The organism is Streptomyces sp. SID1328, from assembly GCF_009865595.1.
Classification (GTDB): domain Bacteria; phylum Actinomycetota; class Actinomycetes; order Streptomycetales; family Streptomycetaceae; genus Streptomyces; species Streptomyces griseoluteus.
Window position 1 is genome coordinate 1 of sequence record NZ_WWKH01000910.1, and the last position, 17211, is coordinate 17211.

Sequence of the window (17211 nt, forward strand, 5' to 3'; positions counted from 1 at the left end):
GGCCACCGCGAACGCCGGACCGAGGGCGGGCAGCAGCGCCGGGTCGGGGTTGCCGGTGGACAGGTCGCGCGCACCCTCCGGCACGTCCACGCGCAGCTCGTCGCGGCCGGTGGTGGCGGGCTTGGGGCGGACCCGGCTGCCCCGGCGGCCGGCGGTCTCGATCACCCCGCGCTCGCGCAGGGTGCGGTAGGCGGCCGCGACCGTATTGGGATTGACGTCGAGCCGGGCCGCCAACTCCCGCATGGGCGGCAGTGGTTGGCCCGGCAGCAGCTCCCCCGAGCCGACCGCGTGTTCGACGCTGGCCGCGATCTCCGCTGCGCCGCGCCCCTGAATCCGATACTCTCCTAGCACAAACGTAATTATGCACTAGTGCAATCCAGCAGTCCAGGGAGGGCCGCCATGCAGGGCACCGGACAGGCAGCACCGCAGGCCGACTACGCACCGACCGACCGCACCGTGCCCACCAGGGCCCCGCAGCGTGCGTCGTACGACAGGGAGGCGGTGCACGCGATCCTCGACGAGGGCTACCTCTGCCACCTCGGCTTCGTCCGCGACGGCGCGCCGGTGGTGCTTCCCACGCTGTACGGCCGGGTCGGCGAGCGGCTGTACGTGCACGGGTCCACGGGTTCGCGCCCGCTGCGGATGACCGGCGCCGCCGATCCGGGACTCCCGGTGTGCCTGACGGTCACCCATGTCGACGGCCTGGTGCTGGCCCGCTCCGCCTTCCACCACTCGATCAACTACCGCTCGGTGGTGGTGCACGGCGTGGCGTACGAGGTCACCGACCCCGAGGAGCGCCGGATCGCGCTGGACGCCGTGGTGGACCAGGTGGTGCCGGGCCGCTCGGCCGACTCCCGCCCCGCCAACCGCAAGGAACTGGCGGCGACGGCGGTGATCCGGCTGGACCTGCGGGAGGTCTCGGCCAAGGTCCGCACCGGCGGCGTCAACGACGAGCCGGAGGACCTCGCCCTGCCGCACTGGGCCGGAGTCGTCCCCGTACAGAAGACCTACGCGACCCCGCTCGCCGACGCCGACCTGGCTCCCGGCACGGAACTGCCGGACTATCTGACGGAATTGACCAAGTAGGCCCGCCGGGGCCTAGGCCGCGGTCCCCCGCGCCGACAGCTCCCGTTCCGCGCCCCCCTCGGCGACCGGCTCGGGGACACCCTGGGCCGGCGCCGAGGACTGGGCGATGAACGCCCCGAGGAGCACGACCGCACCCCCGGCCACCTGCGGCAGCGACAGATGCTCACCGAGCAGCACCCAGGCCAGCACGGTGGCGATGACCGCCTCCAGACACGCGACGACCCCGGCGACCTGCGGCGACAGCCGCCGTACCGACAGCACGCCGGTGACGTAGGCGGCGACCGTGGCGACGAGCACGATCCAGGCGAGCAGCGCGAGGGCGGGCACCGGCGTGCCGTCCAGGTGCGCCGTGCCGGTGAGCACCGAGCGGTCCATGGTCCAGGGCCGCGCGACGAGGGTGAGCACGGCGGCGCCGACCAGCAGGCCGTAGGCGATCACGCCGAGCGGGTCGGGTGCCCGCTCCCCCGCGTCGCCGCCCTGGTCGGACAGCACGAAGTAGCCGACCTGGCAGCAGGCGGCGCCGAGGGCCAGCAGCAGGCCGAGCGCGTCGAAGCGGAGCCCGGCCCACACCTCGACCACACAGGCGAGCCCGCCGGCCGCGAGGACCACACCGAGCGCGGCCGCCCTGGTCACCGGCCGCCGCTGCACGAACCGCACCCAGCCGAGCACCAGCGCCGGGGCCAGGTATTCGATGAGCAGGGCGACCCCGACCGGGATGCGGGAGAGCGCGGCGAAGTAGCACGCCTGCACTCCCGCGACCGCCAGCACCCCGAACCCGGCGAGCAGCGCCGGGCGGCGGCGGAGCAGCGCGCGGTGCCGTACGGCGAGGGGCAGCATCACCAGGGCGGCGCCGGTGACCCGGAGCCAGACGACGTGCAGCGGGTCCAGGCCCGCCTCGATCAGCGGCTTGGCCGCGACTCCCGACCCGCCGAAGGCCAGGGCCGAGACGAGCGCGAGGCCCAGCCCGGCGCCTCGGCCGCTGCCACTGTTTCCGGACGTACGCACGCGCACATGATGACAGGCGATGACATGAGCGTCACCCCTGTTGACACCTGTCTCAGAAGGTGGACGCGGGCTCACCCGCCCGTGGCGCGGGGTGCCTTCCTGGCGGTCAGGGCGCCGGCCGGGATTCCGGCGTGCTCCAGCACCTCGACGGCGCGGGAGCGCGGGTCGGCCACCAAAGCGGCGAGCAGGTCGAGGCCGGTGGCGTGGAGTTCGCCCCGGCGGGCGGCGCGGCGCGGGGCCTCCCGCATGGCCTCGGCCGCGAGGGGCGACCAGCGCTCGGGACCCTCGAAGGTCCCGTCGCCCCGCACCGGTCTCGGTACGGCACCCGGTGTGCCGCCGCCCTCCGCCACGCGCTGCCAGCCGAGTCCGTAGCCGATGCTGCGCTGCACCAGGTAGCCGAGCAGCCGGACCAGTTGGGGGCCGACGGCGGCGCGGGCCTCGGGGTCCGCGTCGAGGAGGGAGTGCAGCAGGTGGGCGGTGTCGATCTGCCGGTCGCCGTCCCGCACGGCGCGACGGCGGGCACCGGCGACGACCGCGGAGAGCGTCGCGTCGAGTCCGGTGTCGTCCGGTGCGCCGGCGCCGCCCTCGTCGGGGACGGTCCGACCGGCTGTACGGGGTTCCACGGTCCCACCCCATCAGTCACGGCGGCCCCTTCACATCCGCGAGGGGAACCATTCGTGCGTCCCACGCAGAGTGGAGACCGGCGTACGCCGTCTCCTCCTCACGGATGAGGCCGCGCCTTCTCTCTCGGGGGCGCGTCCGGCCCGTCGCGCACCCTCGCGCAACCACACCGCCCCCTCACACGTCTCCCATGAAGTGGAGGAAGGATGCCCGTGCTGGCTGGTGGGCCTGCCGGCGGTCGACGGCAAGCAGTACGTCTACCGGGTGTACGCCCCGGGGGACGCACTGCCCGCCGACCTCTTCTGGGACGCCTGGCACTGCCACGACGAGGGCCCCTTCCCACGGGCGTGGGACCTGTTCGACGCGGCGCTGATACGCCGGGTGCCGGCGGTCTGAGCCCCGGCGCACTCCGGCAAGGGCTCAGTCCTCGTCGGCGAGGATGAGGTACAGCTTCTTGCGGGCGTCGTTGAGGACGGCCAGCGCCTTGTCCCGCTGTTCCTTGGTACCGGTCTTCCAGACCTGGCCGAAGGCTTCCATCAGACCGGAACCGGCCTGGCGGATCTCGCTGAGCGCCTCCCAGTCGACGCCCCGCGACGCCTCCTCCCAGGGCGCGTCCGGCCCCTCCTCGGCGGCGGCACGGCCGGCCTCGGTGAGCACGAACAGCTTCTTGCCGCCCTCGCTCTCGCTGGCGATCAGGCCCTCGTCCTCCAGCAGTTGCAGCGTGGGGTACACCGAGCCGGGGCTCGGCTTCCACGCGCCGCCGCTGCGCTCGGCGATCTCCTGGATCATCTCGTAGCCGTGCATCGAGCGGTCCTTGAGCAGCGCCAGGATCGAGGCCCGCACATCGCCGCGCCGCGCCCTCCCCCTCGGCCCGCCGGGTCCGCGGCCGCCCCCGAATCCGGGACCGCCGAACATCGGCCCACCGAATCCGGGTCCCCCCGGCCCGAAGGGCCCGAACGCCCCGCGCTCACCCTCGAACCCGGGCCGGCCGTGCCGACCCGGACCGGCACCCCAGGGGCCTCGGTGAAATCCATGACCGTGCATCACGATCACTCCGTTCCGTTGTCGATCCATCACATTCGATCGCGTTCCTTACGCAACACGTCAACGATATATCGGTGAATTGCTCACCGACAAGCCCCTGCCCGAAGAAACCGGCTGGCCGCCCCTCACCGCGCGGGCATACGATCCCCCGCATGACGACACGTCTGGTGCAGATCTCGATGAAGGCCACGGACAAGTCCGCGCTCGGGCGGTTCTGGGCGGAGGCGCTCGGCTGGAAGGTCACCGGGGACACGCCCGACGAGACGAACGTCGAGCCCGAGGGCGTCACGTACCCCTCTCCCGAGGCCGTCTGCATCGACATCCTCGACGTGCCGGTCCCCAAGACGGCGAAGAACCGCGTCCACCTCGACCTCGCCACCACCTCCGAGGCTCACCGGTCGGAACTGCTCGCCCGGCTGGCGGACTTGGGCGCCACCCCCGTCGACATCGGCCAGGGCGACGTCCCCTGGACCGTCCTGGCGGACCCCGAGGGCAACGAGTTCTGCGTACTGGAGCCCCGGGATCCGTACCGGGACACCGGCCCGGTCGCCGCGGTGGTCGTCGACTGCGCGGACCCGCACGCCATGGCCCGCTTCTGGGGCGAGGCCATGGACTGGAACGTGCACGAGGTCACCGACGGCATCGCCCGCCTCCGGTCCGCCAAGTCCGTCGGCCCCTACCTGGAATTCATCCGCACACCGGACCCGAAGACCGGCCTGAACCGCGTCCACTTCGACCTGCGCCCCTACCCCGGCGACGACCAGTCCGCCGAGGCCGACCGCCTCCGCGCCCTGGGAGCCACCGACCTCGACTTCGGCCAGGGCGACGTCTCCTGGACCGTCCTCACCGACCCGGAGGGCAACGAGTTCTGCCTCCTCGTCCCGCTGTAGAGCGCACCGCCCGACCATCCACTGCCGGGAGACCCCGGCCGACGACTTCCGGGACGACTCCACCCCATGACCACGCCCGACCCCAAGGCCGACCTCCTCCGCTACCTGAGGTCCGCCCGTGAAGCCCTGCTCTGGAAGCTCGACGGGCTCTCGGAGTACGACGCCCGTCGCCCCCTCACTCCGACCGGGACCAACCTGCTGGGCCTGGTGAAGCACGCGGCCGGGGTGGAGCTGGCGTATCTCGGGGACACCTTCGGGCGGCCCTCGGGTGAGCCGCTGCCGTGGCTCGGGGAGGACGCCGAGGCCAACGCGGACATGTGGGCCACCGCCGAGGAGTCGCGTGCGGACATCACGGGCCTGTACCGCCGCGCCTGGGCGCACGCGGACGCGACGGTCGAGGCACTCCCGCTGGACACCGTCGGCCGGGTGCCCTGGTGGCCGAGCGGCCGGGACGAGGTGACCCTGCACCACGCCGTCGTACGCGTCCTCGCCGACACCCAGCGGCATGCCGGGCACGCGGACATCGTCCGGGAGCTGGTGGACGGCGTGACCGGGATGGACCAGGGGAACACCAGCATGCCGTCGGACGACCCCGCCTGGTGGGCGGGGCACCGGGCACGGGTGGAGCGCGCGGCGCGGGACGCCTGACCCGTCGCGCACCGGCCCGCCCGGCGTTTGCCAGAATGGCAGCGGCCCGCAGGTGAGGGCCGCCGCCGAAGTGTGAGGAACGAGCAGCATGACCGACCTGGCCCCCACGCCGCAGCAGAAGGAGATCGCCCGCGATCTCCAGGTCTCCGAGTCCTTCGACGCGGAGCAGGAGATCGAGCGCCGCACCGCGTTCCTCGCCGAGCGCCTGACCTCCACGGGCCTGCGCTCACTGGTACTCGGGATCAGCGGTGGGGTGGACTCGACCACGGCGGGCCGCCTGTGCCAGCTCGCGGTCGAGCGGGCCCGCGCGGCCGGCCACGAGGCGACCTTCTACGCGATGCGCCTGCCGTACGGCGTCCAGGCCGACGAGGCCGACGCCCAGCGCGCACTGGACTTCATCCGCCCCGACCGCACCCTGACCGTCGACATCCGCCCCGCCAGCGACGCCGCGCTGGACGCGGTCGTGGCCGGCGGCGTGGTCTTCCGGGACGCGTACCACCAGGACTTCGTGCAGGGCAACATCAAGGCCCGCCAGCGCATGATCGCCCAGTACGCGGTGGCCGGCGCCCAGGACGGCCTCGTCGTCGGCACCGACCACGCGGCGGAGGCGGTCTCCGGCTTCTTCACCAAGTACGGCGACGGCGCGGCAGACGTCGTCCCCCTCACCGGCCTCACCAAGCGCCGCGTCCGCGCCCTCGCCGACGCGCTGGGCGCCCCCGCCGAGCTGGTCTGGAAGACTCCCACCGCCGACCTCGAGACCCTCGACCCCGGCAAGTCCGACGAGACCGCCCTCGGCGTCACCTACGACGACATCGACGACCTCCTGGAAGGCAAGCCGGTCCCCGAGCCCGCCTACACCACGATCGTCGACCGCTACCACCACACCGAACACAAGCGCCAGCTCCCCCTGGCTCCCTGAGCCCCGCCCGGCCAAGGCCACTCCTGCTCAACTGGCCTTGGCCGCAAGCTCGTTCCACCCCTTAGGGTCTGCGCATGCGCATCCGAATCGTCGACGCCTTCGCCGACCGCCCCTTCACCGGGAACCCCGCCGGGGTCCTGCTCCTGGACGATGTGTTCCCCGACGACGACTGGCTCCAGCGGGTGGCCGCCGAGGTCAATCACTCCGAGACGGCCTTCGCCCACCGGCTGCCGGGGGGCGGGGAGGCGGACTGGGCGCTGCGGTGGTTCACGCCGGTCACGGAGGTGGCGATGTGCGGGCACGCCACGCTGGCCACCGCGCACGTGCTGTACGCCACGGGGGCCCACGAGGGTCTCGTGCGGTTCGCCACCCGCAGCGGGGTGGTCGTCGCCACGCCGCACGGGGACGGGGAGATCACCCTGGACTTCCCCACCGCCCCGCTCACCGAGGTGGAGGCCCCCGCGGGGCTCGCCGAGGCGCTGGGCACGGAGCCGGTGGCCGCCTTCGACACCGGGCCGAACGTCGGGGACCTGCTGGTGGAACTGGCCGACGAGAAGACGGTGCTGGAGCTGACCCCGGACCACCGGGCACTCGGCGGCTGCTCCAGCCGGGGCGTGATCGTGACCGCCCGCGCCGAGGACCCCACCCTGGGCGCCGACTACGTCTCCCGCTGCTTCTTCCCGAACGTCGGCATCGACGAGGACCCGGTGACCGGCAGCGCCCACACCGCACTCGCCCCCTACTGGTCCGCCCGCCTGGACCGCGACGACCTCACCGGCCTCCAGGCGTCCCGCCGTGCCGGCCTGATCCACACCGGCCTGCGCGGCTACCGAACCCTGCTCCGAGGCCGCGCGGTCACCGTCATCGACGGCGAACTCCTGGCCTAGGCACCCCTGGCTCAGGGAGTCGGCAGCCACCCCACCTTGCCCGCCAGCAGGGCGTAGCCGACGAAGGCGCCGATGTCGAGGAATGAGTGGGCGACGACCAGAGGGCCGACCCGGCCCCAGCGGCGGTAGAGCCAGACGAACACCACGCCCATCACCATGTTGCCGATGAAGCCGCCGATGCCCTGGTAGAGGTGGTACGAGCCCCGCAGGACCGCGCTGGCCACCAGCGCGGTCCCCGGACTCCAGCCCAACTGGCCCAGCCTGCGCAGCAGATAGCCGACGACGATGACCTCTTCGAGGACCGCGTTCTGCAGGGCGGACAGCACCAGCACCGGGTACTTCCACCACACGTCGGGCAGCGCCTCGGGCACCACGGTGAGATTGAAGCCGAACCCGCGCGCGGCCAGGTAGAAGGCGATCCCGGTACTGCCGATCACGGCCGCGACGGCGGCGCCACGCGCCAGGTCGGACCAGGGCCGCCCCCGGTCGAAGCCGATCACGCGCAGGCTCTCGCCCTCCCGGCACAGCAGATACGCCACCAGTGCCACCGGCACGAGCGCGGACGCGATCCCGAAGAGCTGCCAGGCCAGGTCGAGCCAGGGCCGGCCGGGCGCGGCGGAGGCGTTGAGGGTGGCGGCCTGGTCCTTGAGCCCGCCGGGCTTGGTGACCGACCCGATGAAGCTGATGAGCGCGGACACCCCGCTGGCGCCGAGCGAGAGCGCCAGCACGATCAGCGTCTCGTCCCGCAGCATCCGCCGGGAGGGCTGCTGCCATGCCATGGACTCGGCCACCGGTTCCGCCTCCACCCGCGTTCCGGGCGCCGGGCGGCTCGACCTGCCCCCGCGCGCCTGCGTTCGGGCAAAGGATCGCAGAAGGACCCGGCCGGGCCGCGCACCGGGTGGCACACGGCACGGCCGTACGCGGACGGAACACCCGCGTACGGCCGTGACCCCGGAAAAGGCCTCCGGAAAACGGCCCTGGAAAACCTCCTCAGCCCAGCGGCACCGGCTCCGGCACCCCCACCGGCCAGGTGTGCACCGGTTCCCCGGCGTGCATCAGCTCGGCGTACCGGCGCGTCGTCGCGGCGAGCGCCTCCTCCCGGCCGTGGCCCTTCTCCAGGGCGCGATGGAAGGTGGCCGCCTGCCAGGACGCGCCGTTGACCCGCTTGCGGCACCGCTCCTCGATGACCCCGAGGTAGAAGTCCCGGTCGGCCGCCTCGATCCCCCACGCGTCCAGCCCCGCGGCGGCCATCGGCAGCAGCTCGTCGCGGACCAGGGTGACGGCGTCGACCTCGGCCGTACCGCCGTAGCGGCCGCGCCGGGGCCAGGTGAAGCGGGCCTCGATGCCGTACCGGCAGGCCGCGTCGAAGTTGGCCTCGGCGGCCTCGAAGGGCAGCCGGGACCACACCGGGCGGGACTCCTCGGCGAGCGCGCGCACCAGCCCGTAGTAGAAGGCCGCGTTGGCGATCACGTCGGTGATGGTGGGCCCGGCGGGCAGCACCCGGTTCTCCACCCGGAGGTGGGGAACGCCGTCGGCGATGTCGTAGACCGGGCGGTTCCAGCGGTACACCGTGCCGTTGTGCAGGACGAGTTCGGCCAGCCTGGGCACGCCGCCGGCGTCGAGGACCTCCAGCGGCTCCTCGTCGTCGCAGATCGGCAGCAGGGGCGGGAAGTAGCGCAGGTTCTCCTCGAACAGGTCGTGGGCGCCAGTGATCCAGCGCTCGCCGAACCAGGTGCGCGGCCGTACGCCCTGGGCCTGGAGTTCGGGCGGGCGGGTGTCGGTGGCCTGGAGGAAGAGCGGCGGCCGGGACTCGCGCCACAGCTCGTGCCCGAACAGGAACGGCGAGTTGGCGCCGACCGCGATCTGCGCGGCCGAGGCCGCCTGCGCCGCGTTCCACACGTCGGCGAACCGGTCGGGCGTCACCTGGAGATGGAGCTGCACGGAGGTGCAGGCCGCCTCGGGGACGATGGAGCGTGCGGTGCAGCGCAGATGCTCCACGCCCTCGATGTCGAGCCGGAAATCCTCACCGCGCGCGGCGACGATCTGGTCGTTGAGGAGGGCGTACCGGTCCACCTCGGAGAGGTTGGACGAGACCAGGTCGTCCCGGCCGAGCGTGGGCAGGATGCCGGTCATCACGATTCCGGCGTCCACCTCGCCCGCCTTGCGGTCGGCGTAGGCGAGGGAGGTGCGCAGTTCCTCCGCGAGCCGGTCGAATACCCGGTCGCCCAGCCGGTGCGGGGCTATGTTGACCTCCAGATTGAACATGGCGAGTTCGGTCTGGAAATCGCGGCTGGCGATCCGCTCCAGTACCTCGCCGTTCAGCATTTTCGGCATACCGTCGGGGCCGGCGAGATTCAATTCGATCTCCAGCCCCATCAGGTTCTTGGGACGGTCGAACCGTTTCTCGGCCAGCAGTCGCTCCAGTCCCGCCAGGCACTTCTGGAGCTTTTCACGGTAGCGCTGGCGATCGGACAGGTCGAACGGGCCTGCCACGACCTTCTCCCCCATGGAAGTGTCCCTCCTCGGATGGGCGGCCCGAGGGTCCGGCCGCCGGGGCTCCCGGATCGGTTGGGATGATGCCCAGCGGAAGCGATCGATAACGCCGCATCCGGCCTCGCCGCCCATTATTCTGACGGAAGTGTCCTGCGGCACATTCACGAGGCATGCCGCATCACGCATCTTCGGGTGCCCTGATCGCCTCGTGAAAAACGCCGACGACAATCGGCCGACCGCGCGGGCGGGGTCCGGCGAGGTCAGTGGGCCCCCGCGGCCGGGAAATCGGGAGCTTCAGCACGTATCCGCGACCGGATATCGCCTTGCCCGGACCATCGGAATCGGATAGCCGAAACAACGGGTGAACACGTGTCGTATAAACTTCGCGGACAGGGCCGAAGGATGGTGCCTCGGTACCGGTTTCTGACGCGTTCCCGCCGCATTCCGGCCGTCGCTCGACGACCGGCAGATCTCCGTCGCACTCGCGTCCGCTCCGGGCCCCGCCGCCCCCGGCCCTCCACCTGTGAGCAGACAGTGCCGTCCGCCCCACCCTTCTCGCGCCGCCGCGCCTGTCGAACGAGAGGCGACCCACCATGCCGCTGCACGTGCCCCCCGCGCCCGCGCCCGCACTGCACTCCGTCCTCACGGCCCTCGGTTCCCCCACCGCGGTCCGAGAGGCGCGCACCCCTGCCCTGCGTGCCGCGCAGGGCCCGGTCACACCAGAACTCCCGCTCGCCCTGCACGTGTTGGACCACATCACCCCCGAGGGCCTGTCCGCGACGCGGCTGACGGGCTGGCGGTTCGTCATCCGGGCCGGCGACCGCCCGGTCGCGGCGGCCGACACCGTGCTCACCCCGGACGGCTGGGCCTTCTCGCACTTCTTCGAGGGTCCCTACATCCCGTCCACCGAGCGGGCGCTCCAGCAGGCCGAGGCGCTGCTCCAGCCCTACCAGCCGCGCCTGCTGTCGGTGCCGGGCCTGTACATGCTCACCCTGTGGCTGCACGGTGATCCCGCCGCCGACCCGGCCGAGGGCCACCCCGCCGCCACCGATCTCCTGGTCCCGCTCGCCCCGGCGCCGCCCGGCATCCGGGCCCACCGGCCGCACCGGGTCTCTGAGTTGCTGCCGGTGCTGACCCATCGCGCGACTCCCGTGCCCCTTCTCGGCTCACCCGCCTGACCGACCACCCGCGTACCCCGCTTCCCGGCGCGGAAGCGGGGTACGGCCTTTTCTCCGGGTACGCCGGATTCCTGCTCGGGGTGCGCGCCCTTTCCGTGAGCCCCACACATTTCGCTCGTGCGAGTAATTGCCCGCTCCTGTGAGCGAATAGCCGCCACTCCCCCAAGTGGACTAGCCCTTTCCGGCCACAACGAACCACCCAAAGGGACAGTGCGGTTGGATTGAACCGTCCGCGAGGGTGATGCGTCATGAACGAGTAAGGAGCGGTGCTGCGAAATCCCTGCGGAACGACGCCCAGCGGGCAACACTGGATTCCGACCGATGTTTCACCACGGGGGACGGACATGACCACGACAAAGCGAAAGATCCCGCCCATGTGCCAGCATCAACCGACCTGCCCGCCAGCCGAGTCCGCCGACCGCGAGTCGGCCCGTCTCGTGGCGCACCACCCGGAACAGGGGTGGAGTCTGCTGTGCAACGGCGTTCTGCTCTTCGAGGACACCGGCGAGCTGCTGCCCGACGGCCGGGTCATTGCCCCCCACCGCCCGCTCGGCGCGCTCATGACCGCCGCCTGAGCAGCACCTGAGGCGCCCCGCCGAGGCCGCCCGACGATCGCAGGGGCCGGACGCACACACGGTGCGCACCGGCCCCGACTCGCGTCCGGGGCCGGGCAGCCGGGAGCCGGCTGGTCGAATCGGCCGGACGGGAGTGGGATGGAAGCAGGATGCGCGAGCGGTCCCTCCCCGAGGAGCGTGAAGTGATGTCCGGTTACAACGCCGCCTGGGCCACGCGGGTGGTCGTCGGTGTGAGCGGTTCCCTGGGCAGCGTCACGGTCCTGCGCCGGGCCACCGCGCTCGCCCACCGTCTCGCCGCCGAGCTGTGGCCGGTGCTGGCCTGGACGCCGCCCGGCGGCGATCCGGCCGGCCGGCGCTCCCCTGTCGCCGACCCGCTGACCGAGGAGTGGCAGCGGATGGCGGAACACCGCCTGACCTCCCTGCTCGACGACCTCTTCGGTGAGGAGGGCCCCGGCCTCCCGCTGCACGCGGTGATCGTGCGCGGCACGCCGGGCCCGGCGCTGCTGGCGGTCGCGGACCGCGAGGACGACCTGCTGGTGGTCGGGGCGGGCCGTCGGGGACTGCGCCGGGCCTTCTCCGGCCGGGTCTCCCGGCAGTGCCTCGCCCACGCCCGCTGCCCGGTGCTCGCGGTGCCGCCCTCCCCGCTGGAGTCCGACCTGACGGCCGTCCATCGCCGCAACGCCTGGCACTGGCGCATGGACATCCGCGGCCTCTGACCCCGCTCGCGCTGGGCTGCGGGCCGCCCCCGCGCGAGGCAGCATGGACAGGGTGCGGACGACCGCCCGACGATCTCGCCCGAGATGACGCTCGGTGTCCGCTCCCGGAGCCCCCGAACCCCCTCCCGGCGCCGCCCGCACACCGCCTCTCCCCTACACGCAGGCTCCGGGCCTTCACTTATCGGTGCGTCAGCAGCCCCGTCGGCCCATTCTTAACGCAGGATTGACGCCTCCCCGCCCCGGAATCCATGGGGCGAGCGTCACTCTCCGCATACGCTGGTCCGGCTGTCCGCGCGACCGCGGACAGTGACCGCAGGCAGCCGAGCCGCACCACCTGGAGCACGCCGATGGCCACGACCGAGCACCCTCCCAGCCGTCTGCGCGGCTGGATGCTGCAGGGGCTCTCCGACATGGGCAAGCGGGGTGGCCTGACCGGTCCGCACGCCGAGCCGGAACCCCCGCAACGGGGCCAGCGCTGGTGGCGGGTGATGTGCCTGACCGGCGTCGACTACTTCTCCACCCTCGGCTACCAGCCCGGCATCGCCGCCCTCGCGGCCGGTCTGCTCTCCCCGCTGGCGACCATCGTGCTGGTCGTCGTCACCCTGGCGGGCGCCCTCCCGGTGTACCGGCGGGTGGCGGAGGAAAGCCCGCACGGTCAGGGCTCCATCGCCATGCTGGAGCGGCTGCTGTCCTTCTGGAAGGGCAAGCTGTTCGTGCTGACCCTGCTGGGGTTCGCGGCCACCGACTTCCTGATCACCATCACCCTCTCCGCCGCCGACGCCTCCACCCACCTGGTGGAGAACCCGCATCTGACCAGCACGCTGGGCGGCCACCAGATGCTCATCACGCTGATCCTGGTGGCGCTGCTCGGCGCGGTCTTCCTCAAGGGCTTCATGGAGGCCATGGGCGTCGCGGTCGCCCTGGTCGGCATCTACCTCGCGCTCAACCTCGTCGTGGTGATCACCGGTCTGTGGCACGTGCTGACCGCCGAGCACGTGGTCACCGACTGGACCAACGCCCTGATTGTCCAGCACGGCAACATCTTCGTGATGATCGGCGTGGCCCTGATCGTCTTCCCCAAGCTCGCCCTCGGCCTGTCCGGCTTCGAGACCGGCGTCGCCGTCATGCCTCACGTCCAGGGCGACGACAGCGACACCGAGGAACGCCCGACGGGCCGCATCCGGGACACGAAGAAGCTGCTCACCACCGCCGCCGTGATCATGAGCTGCTTCCTGATCACCACCAGCTTCATCACCACGCTGCTCATCCCGGCCGCAGAGTTCAAGCCGGGTGGCCAGGCCAACGGCCGCGCCCTCGCCTTCCTCGCCCACGAGTACCTGGGCAACGCGTTCGGCACGGTCTACGACGTCTCGACCATCGCCATCCTGTGGTTCGCCGGCGCCTCCGCCATGGCCGGCCTGCTCAACCTGATGCCCCGCTACCTCCCCCGGTACGGCATGGCCCCGCACTGGGCCCGCGCGGTGCGCCCGATGGTCATCGTCTTCATCCTGATCGCCTTCCTGGTCACCTGGCTCTTCGACGCCAACGTGGACAAGCAGGGGGGCGCCTACGCCACCGGCGTGCTGGTGCTGATCAGCTCGGCCGCCATCGCGGTGACCATCGCCGCCCGCAAGGCCGGACAGCGCGGCTGGACCATCGGCTTCGGCGTGATCGCCGCCGTGTTCCTCTACACCACGGTCGCCAACGTCATCGAGCGTCCGGACGGCGTGAAGATCGGCGCCTGCTTCATCGCGGGCATCATGCTGGTCTCCCTGCTGTCCCGGCTGGCCCGCTCCTTCGAGCTGCGGGTGACCAGCGTGGCGATGGACCCCATGGCGGAACGGTTCGTCCGGGACATGGCCAGCCGGAAGATCCGGTTCATCGCCAACGAGCCCGACAACCGCGACCGGGCCGAGTACCGCGACAAGATCGAGCAGATCCGTACCGACAACGACATGCCCGAGCAGGAGGACTTCGTCTTCGTCGAGGTCACGGTGGCCGACCCCTCGGAGTTCGAGACGTGCCTGACCGTGCGCGGCGAGGTCCTGCACAACCGCTACCGGGTGCTGACCGTGGAATCCTCCTCCATCCCCAACGCCCTCGCCGCCCTGCTGCTGCACGTACGGGACCTGACCGGGCGTACGCCGCACATCTTCTTCGAGTGGACCGAGGGCAACCCGTTCGCCAACTTCCTGCGCTTCTTCCTCTTCGGCCAGGGCGAGGTCGCCCCGGTCACCCGCGAGGTGCTGCGCGAGGCGGAGCCGGACCGGGCCCGCCGCCCACGCGTGCACACCGGCTGACACCTCCGGGCGCTGGCGCATCCCACCCGGTGCCCGCCCCGATGCCCGGCCGCCGGCCTCTCGATTTATGGTGACCAGCATGCAGTCCTACACGATCGGCCAGGCAGCCCGGCTCCTCGGCGTGAGCCCCGACACCGCCCGCCGATGGGCCGACGCCGGCCGGGTGGCCACTCACCGCGACGAGTCCGGGCGGCGCCTGATCGCCGGCCAGGACCTCGCCGCGTTCTCCGTCGAGCTGGCCCAGGCGGGCGGGACGGCCGAGGAGGAGACCTCGGCCACCTCGGTGCGCAACGCGTTCCCCGGCATCGTCACCGCCATCAAGCTCGGCGACGTGGCCGCCCAGGTGGAGATCCAGGCGGGCCCGCACCGGCTGGTCTCGCTGCTGACCCGCGAGGCGGTCGACGAACTCGGGCTGGAGGTCGGCATGGAGGCCACCGCGCGCGTGAAGTCGACCAACGTGCACGTCGACCGCTTCTGAACGGCCCCGGAAGCGGCCTGCGGCGACCCGGCGACCGGCGATCCGCCCACCCGCATATGCAAGCCCCAAGCACCAAGTTCACAGCGCATGCGAAGTGACATCCGGCTTACACCTGGCAAGTGCGGCAGTATTATCGACCTCGCGGCCGGTCTCCGCCCCCCTTGAAGGGCGCGAGCGTTGTTCCGCCGAGACGAGGAGTAGAAGACCGTGATGACCCGTACGGCACGCCGGACCCGCCGGATGCTGCCGCCGGCCGGTGTGGGAGTCGCCGCCCTGCTGGCCCTCACCGCCTGCTCCCAGTCCGACGGGTCCACGCCCGCCAAGGCCGACAGCTCCCGTTCCGCCTCCCCCGAGCTGTCCGGCACGGTCACCGTGTTCGCGGCCGCCTCCCTCAAGGAGAGCTTCACGACGCTGGGCGAGCAGTTCGAGCAGCAGCACCCCGGCACCAAGGTCGCCTTCAACTTCGGCGGCAGCGACACCCTCGCCGCCAGCATCACCAGCGGCGCCCCGGCGGACGTGTTCGCCGCCGCCAGCCCGAAGACCATGTCGGTCGTCACCGACAAGAAGGAGACCACGAGCGCCCCGTCGGCCTTCGCCCGCAACCAGCTCGAGATCGCCACCCTGCCGGGCAACCCCGACAAGGTGTCCTCGCTGAAGGACCTCGCCGACCCCAAGCTCAAGGTCGTCCTCTGCGACAAGACCGTGCCGTGCGGCGCGGCCGCGCAGAAGGTGCTCGACGCCGGCGGCGTCAAGGTCACCCCGGTCTCCTACGAGCAGGACGTCAAGGCCGCCCTGAACAAGGTGGAGCTGAAGGAGGCCGACGCGTCCCTGGTCTACAGGACCGACGTGAAGTCCGCCGGCGGCAAAGTCCAGGGCGTGGAGTTCCCCGAGTCCAAGGACGCGATCAACGAGTATCCGATCGCCCCGCTGAAGAGCTCGAAGAACGCCGAGGCGGCCGCCGCCTTCATCGCCCTGGTCGAGTCCCCCGACGGCCAGAAGGTGCTGACCCGGGCCGGCTTCCTCAAGCCGTGACCGAGCCGAAGCGGCCCGTCGCGGACCGGTCCGGCAGAGGCGGACCGCGGCGCCCGCGTGTCCGTGCCGTCCGCCGGGGCGTGCCGGTACCGCTGCTGGTGCCGGGTCTCCTCGCCATGGCGTTCCTGCTGGTCCCGCTGCTCGCCCTGCTGGTCCGCGCCCCCTGGCGCAGCCTGCCGTCCCAGCTCACCAGCACCGAGGTGTGGCAGGCGCTCCAGCTCTCCCTGATCAGCGCGACCGCCGCCACCGCCGTCGCCCTGGTGTTCGGCGTGCCGCTGGCCTGGCTGCTGGCCCGCACCGAGTTCCCCGGCCGGGGTCTGGTACGGGCGCTGGTGACGCTTCCGCTGGTGCTGCCCCCGGTCGTCGGCGGTGTCGCGCTGCTGCTCGCGCTCGGCCGCAACGGCGTCATCGGCAAGTGGCTGGACGCCTGGTTCGGCATCACCCTGCCGTTCACCACCGCCGGTGTGGTGATCGCGGAGGCGTTCGTCGCCATGCCGTTCCTCGTCATCAGCGTGGAGGGCACCCTGCGGGCGGCCGACCCGCGCTACGAGGAGGCGGCCACCACGCTCGGCGCGTCCCGGTTCACCGCGTTCCGCCGGGTCACCCTGCCGCTGATCGCACCGGGCGTCGCGGCCGGCGCCGTGCTGGCATGGGCCCGCGCGCTCGGTGAGTTCGGGGCCACGATCACCTTCGCGGGCAACTTCCCCGGCCGTACCCAGACCATGCCGCTCGCCGTCTACCTCGCCCTCCAGAACGACCCGGAGGCCGCCATCGCCCTCAGCCTGATTCTGCTGGCCGTGTCCATCGCGGTGCTCGCGGGCCTGCGGGACCGGTGGATGACGGGAGCGTGACGGTGCCGCGAGGACGGAGGACAGCGACCACGCCGGCGCCGACGGAGGACGACCGCCCCATGACCGACATCGACGCGTCTCCCGCCCCGCTCGAGGCGGCGGACGTACAGGGTCTCGACGCCCGTCTCGTGGTCGACCGGGGCGCCTTCCGGCTGGACGTGTCCCTGCGGGCGGCCCCCGGTGACGTGGTCGCGCTGCTCGGGCCGAACGGCGCGGGCAAGACCACCGCGCTGCGCGCCCTGGCGGGCCTCGTCCCGCTCTCCGAGGGGCATCTGCGGCTGGACGGCACCGCGCTGGAGCGCGTCCCGCCGGAGAAGCGTCCGGTCGGCGTGGTCTTCCAGGACTACCTGCTCTTCCCGCACCTGACCGCGCTGGACAACGTGGCCTTCGGGCCGCGTTGCCACGGCACCGGCAAGGCCGAGGCCCGCGCGCTGGCAGCCACGTGGCTGGAGCGCATGGGTCTGGCCGGCCACGCGGGCGCCAAGCCC

20 protein-coding genes are annotated in these 17211 nt (G+C 72.2%); 14 read left to right on the top strand and 6 right to left on the bottom strand.

The genetic code is table 11. The features are described 5' to 3' along the window. On the bottom strand, positions 1 to 351 hold a 351-nt coding region (locus tag GT030_RS28965), incomplete at its 3' end, for a GntR family transcriptional regulator (protein ID WP_161203617.1). Between the two features lie 48 nt (positions 352 to 399). Here GT030_RS28965 and GT030_RS28970 point away from each other — a divergent pair. Beyond that, a complete protein-coding gene (locus tag GT030_RS28970) occupies positions 400 to 1086 on the top strand; it encodes a pyridoxamine 5'-phosphate oxidase family protein (RefSeq protein ID WP_161203618.1) in 687 nt (228 codons plus the stop codon). A 12-nt stretch (positions 1087 to 1098) separates the two neighbouring features. On the opposite strand, the gene GT030_RS28975 is transcribed toward GT030_RS28970, so the two are convergent. Both GT030_RS28975 and GT030_RS28980 read right to left on the bottom strand, forming a co-directional pair. Further along, complete coding sequence (locus GT030_RS28975; protein ID WP_161203619.1) at positions 1099 to 2097, bottom strand: EamA family transporter; 999 nt, start codon at positions 2095 to 2097, stop codon at positions 1099 to 1101. A gap of 65 nt (positions 2098 to 2162) precedes the next feature. Further along, positions 2163 to 2714, bottom strand: a complete 552-nt coding sequence (locus GT030_RS28980) for a Clp protease N-terminal domain-containing protein (protein WP_161203620.1) — start codon at positions 2712 to 2714, stop codon at positions 2163 to 2165. Positions 2715 to 2934: 220 nt separating this feature from the next. On the opposite strand from GT030_RS28980, the gene GT030_RS35900 reads away from it, so the two are divergent. Further along, positions 2935 to 3108 (top strand): hypothetical protein, encoded by a 174-nt coding sequence (locus GT030_RS35900; protein WP_202460698.1) that lies wholly within the window; start codon positions 2935 to 2937, stop codon positions 3106 to 3108. Positions 3109 to 3132: 24 nt separating this feature from the next. Here GT030_RS35900 and GT030_RS28985 read toward each other — a convergent pair whose 3' ends face one another. Beyond that, a complete protein-coding gene (locus GT030_RS28985) occupies positions 3133 to 3756 on the bottom strand; it encodes a PadR family transcriptional regulator (protein ID WP_161203631.1) in 624 nt (207 codons plus the stop codon). 152 nt (positions 3757 to 3908) lie between these two features. On the opposite strand from GT030_RS28985, the gene GT030_RS28990 reads away from it, so the two are divergent. From GT030_RS28990 to GT030_RS29005, 4 genes are all read left to right on the top strand, one after another. Then, positions 3909 to 4646: a VOC family protein gene (locus tag GT030_RS28990; RefSeq protein WP_161203621.1), complete on the top strand. Its 738-nt coding sequence runs from the start codon at positions 3909 to 3911 to the stop codon at positions 4644 to 4646. 66 nt (positions 4647 to 4712) lie between these two features. Continuing rightward, positions 4713 to 5294 carry a DinB family protein gene (locus tag GT030_RS28995; protein ID WP_161203622.1) on the top strand — a complete coding sequence of 194 codons (582 nt, stop codon included), beginning with the start codon at positions 4713 to 4715 and terminating at the stop codon, positions 5292 to 5294. A gap of 88 nt (positions 5295 to 5382) precedes the next feature. Then, the gene (gene nadE, locus GT030_RS29000) at positions 5383 to 6213 is read left to right on the top strand and encodes an ammonia-dependent NAD(+) synthetase (RefSeq protein WP_161203623.1); all 831 of its coding nucleotides are present in this window, start codon (positions 5383 to 5385) and stop codon (positions 6211 to 6213) included. A gap of 74 nt (positions 6214 to 6287) precedes the next feature. Then, positions 6288 to 7100 (top strand): PhzF family phenazine biosynthesis protein, encoded by an 813-nt coding sequence (locus GT030_RS29005; protein ID WP_161203624.1) that lies wholly within the window; start codon positions 6288 to 6290, stop codon positions 7098 to 7100. An 11-nt stretch (positions 7101 to 7111) separates the two neighbouring features. Here GT030_RS29005 and GT030_RS29010 read toward each other — a convergent pair whose 3' ends face one another. Both GT030_RS29010 and GT030_RS29015 read right to left on the bottom strand, forming a co-directional pair. Next, positions 7112 to 7879 carry a type II CAAX endopeptidase family protein gene (locus tag GT030_RS29010; protein WP_161203632.1) on the bottom strand — a complete coding sequence of 256 codons (768 nt, stop codon included), beginning with the start codon at positions 7877 to 7879 and terminating at the stop codon, positions 7112 to 7114. Between the two features lie 211 nt (positions 7880 to 8090). Then, positions 8091 to 9608, bottom strand: a complete 1518-nt coding sequence (locus GT030_RS29015; protein WP_161203625.1) for a glutamate--cysteine ligase — start codon at positions 9606 to 9608, stop codon at positions 8091 to 8093. Between the two features lie 578 nt (positions 9609 to 10186). Here GT030_RS29015 and GT030_RS29020 point away from each other — a divergent pair. The 8 genes from GT030_RS29020 to GT030_RS29055 all read left to right on the top strand — a co-directional run. Continuing rightward, positions 10187 to 10771 (top strand): hypothetical protein, encoded by a 585-nt coding sequence (locus tag GT030_RS29020; protein ID WP_161203626.1) that lies wholly within the window; start codon positions 10187 to 10189, stop codon positions 10769 to 10771. 374 nt (positions 10772 to 11145) lie between these two features. Further along, positions 11146 to 11346, top strand: coding sequence for a DUF5999 family protein (locus tag GT030_RS29025; protein ID WP_030808771.1), 201 nt, complete (start codon positions 11146 to 11148; stop codon positions 11344 to 11346). Between the two features lie 185 nt (positions 11347 to 11531). Then, positions 11532 to 12062 (top strand): universal stress protein, encoded by a 531-nt coding sequence (locus GT030_RS29030; RefSeq protein ID WP_161203633.1) that lies wholly within the window; start codon positions 11532 to 11534, stop codon positions 12060 to 12062. Between the two features lie 347 nt (positions 12063 to 12409). Further along, complete coding sequence (locus GT030_RS29035; protein ID WP_161203627.1) at positions 12410 to 14362, top strand: APC family permease; 1953 nt, start codon at positions 12410 to 12412, stop codon at positions 14360 to 14362. Positions 14363 to 14441: 79 nt separating this feature from the next. Continuing rightward, positions 14442 to 14840 (top strand): helix-turn-helix transcriptional regulator, encoded by a 399-nt coding sequence (locus tag GT030_RS29040; protein WP_086696000.1) that lies wholly within the window; start codon positions 14442 to 14444, stop codon positions 14838 to 14840. 210 nt (positions 14841 to 15050) lie between these two features. Continuing rightward, positions 15051 to 15872, top strand: a complete 822-nt coding sequence (gene modA, locus GT030_RS29045) for a molybdate ABC transporter substrate-binding protein (protein WP_161203628.1) — start codon at positions 15051 to 15053, stop codon at positions 15870 to 15872. Continuing rightward, on the top strand, positions 15869 to 16723 hold the full coding sequence (locus GT030_RS29050) for an ABC transporter permease (protein WP_161203629.1): 855 nt from the start codon (positions 15869 to 15871) through the stop codon (positions 16721 to 16723). Before modA ends, GT030_RS29050 begins: the two co-directional genes overlap by 4 nt. Positions 16724 to 16782: 59 nt before the next feature. Next, on the top strand, positions 16783 to 17211 hold a 429-nt coding region (locus GT030_RS29055), incomplete at its 3' end, for an ATP-binding cassette domain-containing protein (protein WP_161203630.1).